Source organism: Cyclobacterium sp., assembly GCF_014762705.1.
Classification (GTDB): Bacteria; Bacteroidota; Bacteroidia; order Cytophagales; family Cyclobacteriaceae; genus Cyclobacterium.
On sequence record NZ_JABURL010000024.1, the window covers coordinates 24,586 to 37,526 of the forward strand.

At 40.8% G+C, this 12,941-nt stretch carries 11 protein-coding genes; 5 read left to right on the forward strand and 6 right to left on the reverse strand.

All coding sequences use genetic code 11. The features are described from left to right. Positions 1-825 precede the first annotated feature (825 nt). The gene (locus tag HUJ21_RS03810) at positions 826-1,473 is read right to left on the reverse strand and encodes an SGNH/GDSL hydrolase family protein (RefSeq protein WP_291367467.1); all 648 of its coding nucleotides are present in this window, start codon (positions 1,471-1,473) and stop codon (positions 826-828) included. Positions 1,474-1,795: 322 nt separating this feature from the next. Between HUJ21_RS03810 and HUJ21_RS03815 the strand changes: the two genes are divergently transcribed. The 3 genes from HUJ21_RS03815 to HUJ21_RS25060 all read left to right on the forward strand — a co-directional run bounded on the left by HUJ21_RS03815 (position 1,796) and on the right by HUJ21_RS25060 (position 3,408). After that, positions 1,796-2,869, forward strand: coding sequence for a DUF4407 domain-containing protein (locus tag HUJ21_RS03815; RefSeq protein WP_291367469.1), 1,074 nt, complete (start codon positions 1,796-1,798; stop codon positions 2,867-2,869). Between the two features lie 155 nt (positions 2,870-3,024). Continuing rightward, positions 3,025-3,252, forward strand: a complete 228-nt coding sequence (locus HUJ21_RS03820; RefSeq protein WP_291367470.1) for a hypothetical protein — start codon at positions 3,025-3,027, stop codon at positions 3,250-3,252. Between the two features lie 42 nt (positions 3,253-3,294). Beyond that, positions 3,295-3,408, forward strand: coding sequence for a PIN domain-containing protein (locus tag HUJ21_RS25060; RefSeq protein WP_366483616.1), 114 nt, complete (start codon positions 3,295-3,297; stop codon positions 3,406-3,408). Positions 3,409-3,558: 150 nt separating this feature from the next. On the opposite strand, the gene HUJ21_RS03825 is transcribed toward HUJ21_RS25060, so the two are convergent. The 5 genes from HUJ21_RS03825 to HUJ21_RS03845 form a co-directional block, all read right to left on the reverse strand. Next, positions 3,559-4,227, reverse strand: a complete 669-nt coding sequence (locus HUJ21_RS03825; RefSeq protein ID WP_291367471.1) for a peroxiredoxin — start codon at positions 4,225-4,227, stop codon at positions 3,559-3,561. A gap of 80 nt (positions 4,228-4,307) precedes the next feature. Next, positions 4,308-5,951, reverse strand: a complete 1,644-nt coding sequence (locus tag HUJ21_RS03830; RefSeq protein WP_291367472.1) for a hypothetical protein — start codon at positions 5,949-5,951, stop codon at positions 4,308-4,310. Then, the gene (locus HUJ21_RS03835) at positions 5,944-7,101 is read right to left on the reverse strand and encodes a DUF4249 domain-containing protein (RefSeq protein WP_291367473.1); all 1,158 of its coding nucleotides are present in this window, start codon (positions 7,099-7,101) and stop codon (positions 5,944-5,946) included. The genes HUJ21_RS03830 and HUJ21_RS03835 overlap by 8 nt, the downstream gene beginning before the upstream one ends. Further along, complete coding sequence (locus tag HUJ21_RS03840; protein ID WP_291367474.1) at positions 7,101-9,860, reverse strand: TonB-dependent receptor; 2,760 nt, start codon at positions 9,858-9,860, stop codon at positions 7,101-7,103. The genes HUJ21_RS03835 and HUJ21_RS03840 overlap by 1 nt, the downstream gene beginning before the upstream one ends. Positions 9,861-9,862: 2 nt before the next feature. Continuing rightward, a complete protein-coding gene (locus HUJ21_RS03845; protein WP_291367475.1) occupies positions 9,863-10,552 on the reverse strand; it encodes a hypothetical protein in 690 nt (229 codons plus the stop codon). 167 nt (positions 10,553-10,719) lie between these two features. On the opposite strand from HUJ21_RS03845, the gene HUJ21_RS03850 reads away from it, so the two are divergent. Both HUJ21_RS03850 and HUJ21_RS03855 read left to right on the forward strand, forming a co-directional pair. Continuing rightward, complete coding sequence (locus HUJ21_RS03850) at positions 10,720-11,475, forward strand: TIGR00730 family Rossman fold protein (RefSeq protein ID WP_291367476.1); 756 nt, start codon at positions 10,720-10,722, stop codon at positions 11,473-11,475. Between the two features lie 118 nt (positions 11,476-11,593). Then, entirely contained in the window at positions 11,594-12,928 is a 1,335-nt protein-coding gene (locus HUJ21_RS03855; RefSeq protein ID WP_291367477.1) for an FAD-dependent oxidoreductase, read from the forward strand. Positions 12,929-12,941: the final 13 nt, after the last annotated feature.

Consider the following 12,941-nt stretch of genomic DNA (forward strand, 5'->3'; position numbering starts at 1 on the left):
GTAACTCCAAACTTTTCCAAAGTTTAGAACTTTGGAAAAGTTAAGGCTAGATTTCCAAATCGATCGCAACCAAAATCTCTCCGCCGCGGCGGAGGGCAGAGCCTGTCCCGACCAAAGTCGGGAGGGGATTTTTTCGGTAACGTCCTAAATATCTATTCGTAAGTAGTTACTTTTGTTAAAATCATTACAGATGTCTACCCAAGCCACTTTGCATATTCAAAATGTAGTACTTCTTTTTGTCATAATTTTTCAAAAGTTATACCTTAAAGAAAGCAGCTTAAAAAACGTCATCGGTAGAATTAACATTTTATAAAACGCAGAAATCGGGATGACGTTAAGTTTTTTACATTATATGGAAATATAAACTTCTCATTTTTAAATCGATAATGGTGAGTCAAAGGTTATTTATGGTATTTTAGCTTGTTTCTATTGTACTTTTTGCTTGATCAAAAAGTACCAAAAAATCAAGACAAAAAAATCCTTCTCCCCACAAACCTGCCGCACCCCCGGTTTTTTGTCGGTCCTGCGCTCTTTGCTTAATTGAATATTATTCTTCGTTTTTAATTGGACTCCACTTTTTTAAAAATGCTTTTATTTACGTCTTCGGTAGAACTGGATTCGGTCGAATGGATCAAAATGACCTGGCACCCCTGGCAGTCTGTAGTTATAGGTGTATGCGTTGCTGATCTTACTGTCCTTTCTCTTCGATTGCCTTATGATCATGCTCCGGTTCAGATCGCTTCGCTGTGCTCGCGATGACGGTAGGTTTCGAAGTGACGATAAAGCCTGTTTTAAGGTAGTTTTTAAATTGAGTTCACGTATGTATTACAAAAATTTACTGATGGTTTTGGCCCAAATGGCATATCCCTTCTCGTTCATGTGCAGGTTGTCCTTTAAAAAAATATCTTCCATTGGTTTTTTTTCTGAATTCAACATCGGCTTCCACAGATCAGCATACTTTACTTTTTTCTTTCCACGAGCATACTTTTTCATGGCTGCATTAAGTGCAATGTATTCATCAGCCAGATTCCATCGGGCCACACTGGGCTTGGCGCTGATCAGGACGATTTCGGTATTTGGCGACTCATTTTCAATTTGTTCTACGATCAGGTTATAAGTAGTGATGATTTCTTCTGTGGACTTACCTGCAGATATATCGTTATCTCCCTCATATATAAATACCTTTTCCGGCTTGTAGTCCAACACAAGCTCCTCCAGATAATGCAGCAAGTCACTTGCCTGAGAGCCGCCAAAACCCGTATTGACGATTTTTTCTCCCGGAAAATCCTGCTGCAAACTTTTCCACATGCGGATAGTGGAACTACCCGTAAAAACGACTGAAGATTGGTAATCGGAAACCGGATAATCTTTGGAGATTTGACTTACCTGATCAGAAAACCGGGTAGGGTCTTGGGCAAATGCCAGGGAGTTGCTAATAAAATACAGCAGGAATAAATAGAAGAAATTTTTCATGGCTTGGTTTATAATTCAGGTCTAAACTACTATAATAATTTGAATATTAAAACCAGATAACAAATTGTACTGCCTCAAAAGCGGACACAATAAGCGGACAGAACTGAGTTTTGAATCGATTTGGGGATAAAAATTTACCATCCATAGCATGATTCAATCCGGAAATTCCAGTCATTTATCAGAAAAATTAATTATAATAATATGATTTTCAATAATTTATGGTTTTAATTCGTTTTTGAATGACAATTGTTTTTCTCAAATCTATACACAAGCAGACATGGTATGCGTTTTGAAATGAATTCTGCTAAACATTTATCTATTCATGAATAATTTCGAAAAATTCCTGATTTTTTGTTCCGGAGCTTACCCGCCATTGGTCCGCAGGTGTCCCGCAAGTATCAACCGGTTTATGGGGATAGGCGCCACGGTCTTGTTTACGGCTATTTTTGCAGGCCTGTCTGTAAGTTATGCTTTATCTACAGTTTTTTCCTCTTTTTGGGTGATTTTAGGTATTGCTTTGATCTGGGCTTTGATGATTTTCAATTTAGACCGGTATATTGTTTCTACCCTAAAAAAGCAGGATCAATTTTTTCCGGAATTCAAACAAGCCCTTCCCCGCCTGGTATTGGCTTTGCTGATTGCGCTGGTTATTGCCAAACCATTGGAGCTACGGATTTTTGAAAAGGAAATCAACAGAGAACTGGATGAACAGCGTCTGGCTACAATCGAAGATAGCAGGGAAAAAATAGCAGCAGGGTATCCGGAAATCAATGATCTGGAAAGTCAAATTGAAAGCCTCAGGGCCGGGATTGCCGCCAAGGAGGATTTTCGGAACCAGAAGCAGGTGGAGTACGATCAGGAAAGATTTGGCGTAAAAACGGAAGGAACCACCGGGCTTGCGGGCATAGGCATCAATGCTGAGAAGAAAGAAAAACAACTGGATCAGGCAGAGCAGGATTACCAATATACCCAGAAGCTGAACGAGGGCAGGATTGAGGATCTGGAAGCGGAAATCAGCAGAATCAATGCATTGAAGGAACAGGAATTCCAAAATCAGATGGTCTCCCTGGATGCGTATGATGGGTTGGCAGCCCGGTTACAGGCTTTCAGGGATTTGACGCTAAAAAATACGGCCATTTATTGGGCCAACTGGATGATAATTTTTTTGTTTGTCATGATCGAGATGGCACCCATCCTGGTAAAGCTGATGGGAAGCAGGGGGCCTTATGATCAGTTGCTGGATTTCCATGAGGCAGGCATTGTCCTGACAGGGGAGGAGCTATGGCACAAAAAATCCGGCGATAGCGCATTGAGAAAAGAGGTTTTTGATGACTTGTATGATAAAAGGAAGGCGAGACGTGTGGATTTTGAGCTGGGTATGCTTGGGGAAAAGTAAAACTGTTAGTATTTGTAGCCGGAATTGCCTGAGCCTGGCCAGCACTCATTGTCCGGATGGCTGGGATTCCTCTGCTAGGAGGGAACGAATTAAGGAAACTAAGTATAACCAAAAAAATGTTATATTTACATCACTAGAATAAATCCGTAAAAAGAATGGACGTATCTACCAGAAAACTAAATTTTATACAGGATCTGTTATCGGTTAGTGATGAAAAGATCATTGGTAAGCTGGAATCTTTATTGAAAAAGGAAAAGCAGAAAGAAGTCCGGCAGCCATCTGTTTATGATCTTTTAGGGGTTTTGACTAAGGAAGAAGGGGAAGAAATGGAGAAAACAATAGCATCCTGTTGTGAAAGCATCCATGAAGAAGACTGGAAATGAACCCTGCTTGCTCGATACCAATATCGTTATTGATTTACACCTATTCCAGAAAATGATATTTGGATAGCTGCAATTGCCCAAGAACACAGTTTACCATTAGTTACCCGTGATGTCCATTTTAAGCATTTGCCTGATTTAAAGATTTTGTCCTGGTAAAAAATCGTGCTATTCGACATTTGCCATGTCGGATCCAGATAATCAGGGTTTGCAACCCTTAGATAAGTGAATCAATTTGTAGCTGAATTTTTTTTGGAAAACAAGGGCATATTTAATTAAACAGGCAAGCCATTTTTCAGGCCTGCCTGTTCACTTTATGGTTGATTGATTTAATATGCTTTTTTTGGCCAGGTAGAAATCTACCATTTCCAAATCACTGCTTTCACGTTCCTGCATTTCAGCTACTGTTTTTGGCGGGGGAACAATGACTTTATCTCCCTCTCTCCAATCTAGGGGCATGGCCACTTTGTATTTGTCAGCCGTTTGTAAAGCCACAAGCGACCTTTTAATTTCATCCATATTCCTTCCTACATTCAAAGGATAGTACATTATCAATCTTATTTTCCCGTTAGGGTCGATGAAAAACACAGCCCGAACAGCAGCGGTCTCACTTTCGCCCGGCTGTAGCATGCCGTATTTTTTGGATACTTTCATGTCAATGTCTGAGATGATGGGAAACTCAAACAAGACACCTGTGTTCTTTTTGACATTATTGACCCAGGCGATGTGGGAATGGATAGAATCGATACTCAATCCCACCAACTTGGTTTTCTTCTCATCAAAGAAATTTTGTTCCAGGGCAAATCCACTCATTTCTGTGGTGCAAACGGGCGTGAAATCAGCCGGGTGGGAGAACAGTATGGTCCAGCTGTCTTTGATGTATTCTGAAAACTTCATGGGGCCCGTAGTGGTCATGGCTTCAAAATCCGGAGCCTGATCGCCGATCCTGGGCATGGTCATTATATCTTCTTCGTTCATGGTATTTTTGTTTATTTGATACCATAAAAATGCAGCTTTTTAAATACCGAACCTGTGATTTTTATCACCACAACTGGGTATTATTCCAAATCGATCAGGTAATTTTCCTTTTCCCAGCTGTTTTCCAGACTATCCCTATATTGAAGGTTCATGATGAAGGGTCCTTTAAGCGAGGATGGGGTAAAATACAGTTCAGGGCCGGCTTCGTTTCCATTACTCCAGTATAGTATGTTTCGAAAATCTGGTAGATGCAATTCCTTTTCCTCTTGTCCTATTTCTGTTCTAAATTTTTTGTTTTGTTGAACACCACTGTATTCGATAAACAATGCCTTCGCAGGTAAATCAAAACGTCCAAAATCATTTTCATAGGAACTCAGGCTAACCAATCCATTGAAGCTGTGGTCCTTGATATAAAAATTCCTGTTGATAATGTCCATCTTCCGGATATTTTTGGGATTGAATTTGGCAAAATCATCGCTTTCAAAAACAGGCATGCCATCTATCAATAGCAGTGGGTTTTCCTGAAATACCTCATCAAATGGGAGATTGAAGTTCTTGAAAATGGTCGTCCTGTTCTGGCTTCTTACCAGCACCGTAGGGACGTATTCCCTGATCACCGTGGCCATGTCTTCAAAACGGTTGTAGTCGTCCAGCAGGTAGCTGAAATCTGTTACAAACTGAAAAGGAATGGAATCCCGGGCTACTTTTTCCGGAGCCAGGTAATACTGATGGCTGGCTCTTGCCAATAAGCGTTCTTCCAGGAATTCCCTGTCTTTCGGACTCATGATCAATTCAGGAAGGTCAAAGCTTTCATCAGGCCTTGCTTCCCAAAAAGGGGAATCCAGAATAAAGTTTACTTCCCGCTCAGCCGTTGAAGCCTGGACCACCACATACTCATAATGCTTGAAATTACCGGTTTCAAAATAGCAGGTACCCGTACTGTCCGGTCTGCTGATAAAAAAATGAAATTGTTTGCCATGAGCCGTAAGGTAATAAAAGCCTTCCGGATCCACGGTATTGTCCAGCACCCTTCCTTTGATGATATGACCGTAAAGCTCAGGTATTAGCGGGCTATTTGAGTTGATTCGTCTATACATTTTGTCGAAATCCAGGGCTATTTCCGGTTGAAGGGTCGGGTTGGCCTTCCGAATGACAACCGAGAGCCATGAGGCTGTAGGTAAGGTGAGTTTGATTTGATCCGAAGAACTGTTTTCAATACTTCCCGTAAAGGCAGGGTTTTCCAATTCCTTATTGGTAACAGTCCGGGGTTTATCGCTGATTGTTGGTGGTTTCTCGGGATTGATAATCGTAATGATATCCTGAAATACTCCTTTGCTTCCAGAAGTAAATGGGCTGATCCTGGTATACACCCTGAGCAGGTAATGGTCTGAATTAATGGTGGGAGGAATTTCCAGATATGCCTGGCTTCTTCCCTTATTTAAATTGGCCATATCCTGAATTACAGGTACACCCTCCCTATCCAATAGTTCCATGTAGATTACTTTTGAAGGACTGGGCTCATTTTGTACCCATACCTTGATGTCCATCCAAAGCAGTTCTTCCGTTAATACAACCCTATTGGACAGTTGCACGGCAATATCCTCCTTTGGAATGGCACCTACCTTTTGGGCCAGCAATGGAAATACCATGGATAACACCATTCCGGTAGCCATGCCAAAGACTTTGTTCCTGAAAACCTGTATGCTTTTATTCTTTTTATTCATCTTTCCAATAATCAGGTTTTGCTGTGGTTCCTCCTCTCAATCTGCAATCGGTGCATTCCTGGGTAGATGCGAAAAATCCTGAGCAGGGAAAGGTTTCACAATCTTCATATAAAGGGACATAATTACTCCTTCCAAACTTCTCTTCATACTCTGCAATGGATACTGTGTCGATCTGGCAGCCCTGATAATCCCTAATTTCGGTCCGCCAGGGGCTTACTTCATCCCGGCTGATATACATTTCTTTCTCCCTGGAAATACCCGCTGATATATATCCTATTACCGGGATATCAGGATCTTCGGTATGGTAGATATTACTGTTTACAGCAGAAGGCAAAGGACTAAAAATGCTTCCAATATCATCTGAATTCCTGCGAAGGCCTTCCCAAAATACATAGGCCTCCCTGTCCAGTACATATTGCCTGGCGCTGATCCGGTATCGGATTCCCAGCTTTTCGGAGAGACTGTCTATGGTTAACAATTCTTTTTGAAAAATCTGATAGTTTTCATACCTGGCTGAAGATTCCAGAATAATCCTTCTGGATCGATCAAAATTCCAACATTGATAGGTCAAATCTGCCTGGTCAAGAAAGTCCATATTGCCACTTATCTCATCGTAGGTATAATAGGAAATGTAAGGGGTACGGTACATCCAGGTTTCATCATAGACCCATAGAAAAAACTCGTTCTGATCATCTCCACGGGTATTGGTATACAACTGAACATCGCCTTCCTGATTGGTAAAACTGATGTCAAATTCAGGACTGAACATTGGCCGGATCGGGTCTGTGGTATACCTATTCCCATTATCCAGTGCTATGCTTAAGGTATAGTTTTGGTTTTCCGGCAGGTTTTCAGTTAGCTGGTATTGTCCATTTCCCATAGCTTGGAGCAACCACCGACCTTCCCTTTCTCCCTGAATCATGATTTCCCCGCGAGGACTGGGAGAATCCGCATCCGCATCATATATGGATGAGGTGTTGCTGAGGCTAATTTGGGTAGTGCCTCCTCCTACTTCTATATATCCTTCAACGACCAATATATTTTGATCGAAATCACTGATCTCCGGAAAAAAAGGCTCCCGGCATCCTACATTGCTCAACAGGAGGATCCCAATAATATACCATGATGTTTTACTCAGCAGGACATCCATTAAAACTTGAAATTATAGGTGATAAAAGGGATGGGTCTGGCAAAAATGGATAACTGGTATCCTTGAATCGTCCCATTCACTGGAGAGAAATAAACCGAATAAGGGTTAGCCCTGCCAAGAATATTGTAAATACCCAAAGACCAGGAGGCATGGGCCAGCTTACGGATTTTATGGTTTCCTTCAATATTAAAAGAAAGGTCCACTCTGAAATAATCAGGGATGCGGTAGGCATTTCTATCCGAATAAAATACCCGTTCTGAGCCATTGTAATTGAATTTTGCCACGGGATAGGTAATAGGCCTGCCTGTACTGTAATTGGCATTGAGGGAGGTATTGATCCTTTTGGTAAATTCAAAATTTCCTGCCAGCATGATATCATGGGGTTGATCAAAATTACTTGGGTACAATTTCCCCGAGTTGACTTTTTCTCCTCTTTCGTTGGGATTGGTTTCCAGCAAGGATCTTGAATAGGTATAACTGATCCATCCATTTAACTTGCCCTGGGTTTTCTTTGCCATCAGTTCAATGCCATAGGCCCGGCCACGGGTATTGAGCACATCCTGCTCCAGGTCATTGTTCAGGATCAGGGTTGCCCCACTTCTGAAATCAACCAGGTTTTGCATATTTCGGTAATAGACTTCTGCGGAAGTTTCAATGATATTGTTTTTGAAATTTTTAAAATAGCCTATGGCAAACTGCCTTCCAGTCTGTGGCATCAGGTAGGGATCGCTCAGTTTCCAGGTGTCGGTAGGGGCGATAGCTGCCGTATTGGTCAACATGTGTAAGTGCTGCCTCATGGTATTGAAACCTGCTTTGACAGAGGTGAAATTGTCTATGGCATACCTGGCAGAAATCCTTACTTCGGGTCCCTGATAGGTATTGATGATTTCCCCTGCCTCGTAGGCACGCTCTCCAATTTTGGTGTCCTCGGTCCTGATGGTATTGAAGGGGTATTCGTTGATGGTGTTTGGGCCCAGGTAATTGTAAATAACATACCTCATTCCATAGTTTATCAGCAATTTTGGGTTCACTTCAAATTCATCCCCGATGTAAAATGCTGATTCAAGGGCTTTTTCCCTGTTTACCCTTTCATTTAAAACAATAGATTCCGGGCCCTGTGGAGTCTGTTTGCCCGGATTGAGGTTATAAAATATATGATTCATGCCAAAGCTAAGCCGGTGTTTGTCGCTGAGCTCATAGGTAAAGTGGTTTTTCCAGCTGCTTTGGTCCATGGCAAAACCGAAACGAAAAGCATTGAGTGGATCCTGTTCACTTAAAATGCCAAAGCCATATTGATCATGGCCCAGGTGGAAATGTCCTTCCAGTTTGTCATTGAAATAATGTGTCCAACCCAAATTGATGTTTAGATTTTGGTAATGGAAAGCAGTATCCATGTCAAAACGAAATGCATCCTGACTCCGGTAAGCGGAAAGGCTGAATTCATTGTTTGGGTTTGGAGAATGTTTGAAATTTAGATTTAAATCATGAAAAGATGCCCTGCTGTCCCTGAATTCCGAATCCTCATCCAGGAAACCAAATAACCAATTGGAATAGGTTCCCCTGCCGCCAATGGCAAAGGTGGTATTTTCTGACAGAGGCCCCTCCAGATACAATCGGCTGGTCATCAACCCGATTCCTCCTCCGCCCTGAATTTTTTCCTTATTGCCGAATTTGCTTTTCACATCCAGGACAGAAGAAAGCCTTCCTCCAAATTGCACGGGAATACCAGCTTTGTATAGGTCTACACTTTCAATCATATCGGGGTTAAAGGCAGAAAACATCCCAAAAAGGTGGGTGGGATTGTAGATGGTAGCCTCATTGTATAAAATCAGGTTTTGATCTGCTGCGCCACCACGTACATTAAATCCAGCACTGGCTTCGCCCACCGTCTTCACACCCGGTAAGGTCAGCACAGCTCTTAAAACATCTACTTCACCCAGGACTGCCGGCAGTTTTTTTAGTGATTGGACAGTAATGTTGGCAAGGCCCATTTCAGGTCTTTCAATATTGGCGGATTTTTCAGAAGTAACTGTAACTTCGGACAGGGAGATGATATTGTCATCCATAGCAACATCGAGCCGTCCATCACCTGACAAATTGATTTGGCGCTGTTCCTGGTAAGCCCCGAAGTTTTGGAAAATAAGTGTATGCCGGCCTTTGGGCAAGGTAATGACATAGTTACCAGACTCGTCAGAAATGGACCGGGCTTCCTGACCTGATGTGTAAACCAATGCTCCGATTATGGGTTCGCCCGACTCAAAACTTGTTACCTTACCACTAATTGTACCATTTGCGCCTCGTGAATTAGAATGGCCATCTCCCACTTCCCATAAGCGGTTTTTGGCAAAATCCCGGTTTACGCTTTCAGCTGAAGGGCTTATGCTCTTCCCGTTTTCTTCCATCTCTGCCTGGATTCGGAAAAAACCAGCTGGCAGATTCACTTCCAATGGTCTGTCCCTACTGAGAAAAATTCTATTTTGTTGATCTATGGTGAAAAAAACACCTGCGGGTTGTAATATCTCTCTTAGCAAGTCCTCAATTGGACTTTCATAGGCGTTTACATTGACGATTATTTCTTTGACATCATCGGATTTAAAGAAAAACCTAAAAGATGATTTATCCTCTACCATCTGGGCAAAACGGCCAAAATCCAAACCTGAAAAGATTCCGCTAATCCGCTCCCCTTCCGGCGTCTGGGAGAAAAGAAGAGAAGTAGTAGCTATAAAAAGCAAAATACCGGAAAATATGCTTTTATTCATTTTCATTCCTCCTCATTCGACAGGTAGACCAGGGTTTTTAAATAGGCTTCCCTGTTTTTCCGATAACGCAGCCCATTTTTTCTTAACTGTTGCTTGGCCGATCTCTTATTTAATTCCAGCAGTGGAAAAATCTTTCTTTTGGCAGGAACGGCCACCAGTTGCCCTTTGATTTCAAAAAAATACTTTTCAACTTCTTCATAGCTTCTGATAAGTTCCGCCGTTGAAGTTTCTTGTTTCCTTTGTTTGCGGTGCTTGCAATATAGTCCGGTTTGGCCTTCGATAATTTCCCGGTAAAAACCATTTTTATGAAAAATAAAACCTTCTGGTTGGGACTTCTTTGTGAAGATGGTACCGTCACTTAGTACAATACCATCAATTTTTGCGTGATTCATGATCATTTTTTGCTTGAAAGCACTGGAAAAGGATAGGATCAGATCATCCCATATATCATATTGAACGGGAATGTTTTCAAAAACGAAGCCGCTGATAGTCAAAGTCCCATTTTCCATTTTTGATGTTGAGTAGTAAGGATGACCATCGAGAGATCTTCTTTGTTCTATGTATTGCGTACCAGTATGAATTTCAGGATAGGATTGAATGATTTGTTCATACCGGTTGATAAAGTTTGTTTGAGCGAACAGTATCTGAGCCTGCGTCAGGAGGAAAAAAATAAAAAGTATTCGTTTTATCATAGAATAGGTTAGAACAGGTTTGGGCGAATCATCAAGCAGAATTTAAATATAATCTAATTTTCTCCTTATTGAATAGTTGCTTGATTAAATTTCTATTTTTTTTTGTTTATTTGATCGCCTATAGTGGCAATACAAAGTTTAATTTACACTTGGATCGATCCTTAACCATGATGAAAGAACCCGAAAAAACAAGCAATCCATTAATCAATCCTGAGGAAGAGGCTTTTATGGCTGGTCCTCAAAGCAGGTATCTGGATTTTAAATTTACTTTAAAGGTGCTCTTGGAATTCATCCGTGGATTCAGAATGCTTCATTTTGTTGGGCCATGTGTAACGGTTTTCGGGTCAGCCCGTTTCGAGCCAGGTGATAAATACTATGAATTAGGGTTGAATGTAGGGAGAGTTGCGAGTCATATGGGATTTACTGTCATGACCGGTGGGGGACCAGGAATTATGGAAGCAGCCAATAAGGGTGCTAAGATGGCTGGCGGAAAATCTGTGGGGTGCAATATTATTTTGCCATTTGAACAATACCCTAATGTATATTTAGATAAATTCATGAATTTTAAGTATTTCTTTGTTAGAAAAGTCCTTCTTTCCAAATACAGTTATGCGTTTATTGTACTTCCTGGTGGTTTTGGTACATTGGATGAATTTTTTGAGGCATTGACACTGATTCAAACCCAGGTAATGAAAAGATTCCCGGTGGTGTTAATGGGTAAGGATTTTCATGCTCATCTATATGAGCACTTAAAGGCCATGGCTGAAGTAGGTACCATAAGCAGCGTTGATCTTGACTTGTTTTTGCTGACTGATAGTATTGAAGATATGGAAATTCACCTAAAAAAATTTGCTATTGAGGGGTTTGGTTTAAGGAGAAAAGCTCCTATGAAGCCTTCTAAAATTTTGGGAGAGGAAGCTTAGGCTATAAGAATTTTTAACAGTTAAAGATGGTCGTTTTAATTTTGGCCTGATTCTTGAAAAATCAGTACTGAAGTAAGTAGGTACTTTTTAAATGTAGCATCAGTCAGGATCAAGTTAAATGGAAAATTGTTCACACCAAATTAATCCAACACATACAGTACTGATAGGAGCAGGAAGCACCGTTGCAGACTATCTTTTGAAACTGGAAAAAAAGCCATTAGTTGGGAATATAACCATTATAGGACAGGATTGGACAGACCTGTTTTTTCTCCAGTGCTTGTGTAGTTTGACGAAACTAAAGCTGAAGATTAATCAAATTGATCCTGGTGAATGTGCGGATCAGAAGGGTGTTTTTTTTGTTTTTTCAAAGGTGGAAAGTATTGATTTTAACGCGAAAAAAATATTTTGCCAAAAGGGAGCCCTTCAGTACGATTCATTGATTTTGGTCAACGAAAATCGGCCTAAAGCCTTGCTTAACCATAAGCTTAAACACATTAAAAAGTATCATTCCAGTTGTGAATTTAGTTCCTGGATCAAAGATGTTAATAATGTTGCGGTCATTGAAGGGAATGATTTTCCTGCCCTTGCCATGGCAGAAAGATTATCTGTTTTTGGAATAAAGACATATTTGGTTTGTAAAAGCAATTATCTGGCCGAAGGATTTCTTCCTGGTGAAGAGGCCTGTCTTTTAGCCAAACATCTAAAAAATAATGGCATAACGGTCCTGTTTGATCAGCAAGTAGAAAAATACTTGCTTGACCAATCGGGCAATATTTCAGGATTCCGATTGACTGAAGGGAAGGAATATGATTGTACATTGGCCCTGCATCCTTCCGGACATTTCCCGGAGTTTTCTTATTTAAGGGACACAGATTTTTATTCAGGAAGTACTTTCTTTGTAGATAAATCCTGTAGGGTTACATCGGTGAAGGATGTTTATGTGATGGGACATAATTTGTCTTCTGAAAAAAAAGATGGAGGGGATTTGAGTGAACACGCTTTTTACCCTGATTTAGGAACAATAAGCTTTTTTAAAGATAAATTAGATGTCAGAAAAAGACCGGTAAATTTTATTCATTATAAGCTGATGGGGTTGACCTGGTCTATTTACGGGGATTTTTCCACTAATTGGGGAAAGGGTACGCAAAATTTTTATTGGGAACATCCAAATGGCCAAATTTCTTTCAGGTTGCTTTTTGATGCCAGAAATTTTAGGGTAATATCCATAGTCACATTGGGCATTGGTTTTAAAGATCAATTCATAATCAATGCCATTGACAAGCAGTGGAAGGCAGAGGAGTTGATGGATAAATTAGATAGGGGATTATACCCTGATCAAAGCTCTTCAGAAATATTCGCCCTTATTTTTAAAGCTTTCACGGTAGAGTTTAAAGAAAAGAAAAAAGTAAATAACTCCTCCTTCATGGAAAGAATTTTGGAGAAGTTATTTTAAAAGAATTACTTGT

What these genes read in the sequence shown, in the direction of transcription:
- HUJ21_RS03830 (WP_291367472.1), bottom strand. Translation starts at nt 5,951, where the DNA reads ATGAATAAAAAGAATAAAAGCATACAGGTTTTCAGGAACAAAGTCTTT.
- HUJ21_RS03810 (WP_291367467.1), bottom strand. Translation starts at nt 1,473, where the DNA reads ATGAAAAATTTCTTCTATTTATTCCTGCTGTATTTTATTAGCAACTCC.
- HUJ21_RS03840 (WP_291367474.1), bottom strand. Translation starts at nt 9,860, where the DNA reads ATGAATAAAAGCATATTTTCCGGTATTTTGCTTTTTATAGCTACTACT.
- HUJ21_RS03845 (WP_291367475.1), bottom strand. Translation starts at nt 10,552, where the DNA reads ATGATAAAACGAATACTTTTTATTTTTTTCCTCCTGACGCAGGCTCAG.
- HUJ21_RS03825 (WP_291367471.1), bottom strand. Translation starts at nt 4,227, where the DNA reads ATGAACGAAGAAGATATAATGACCATGCCCAGGATCGGCGATCAGGCT.
- HUJ21_RS03820 (WP_291367470.1), top strand. Translation starts at nt 3,025, where the DNA reads ATGGACGTATCTACCAGAAAACTAAATTTTATACAGGATCTGTTATCG.
- HUJ21_RS03815 (WP_291367469.1), top strand. Translation starts at nt 1,796, where the DNA reads ATGAATAATTTCGAAAAATTCCTGATTTTTTGTTCCGGAGCTTACCCG.
- HUJ21_RS03855 (WP_291367477.1), top strand. Translation starts at nt 11,594, where the DNA reads ATGGAAAATTGTTCACACCAAATTAATCCAACACATACAGTACTGATA.
- HUJ21_RS03835 (WP_291367473.1), bottom strand. Translation starts at nt 7,101, where the DNA reads ATGGATGTCCTGCTGAGTAAAACATCATGGTATATTATTGGGATCCTC.
- HUJ21_RS03850 (WP_291367476.1), top strand. Translation starts at nt 10,720, where the DNA reads ATGATGAAAGAACCCGAAAAAACAAGCAATCCATTAATCAATCCTGAG.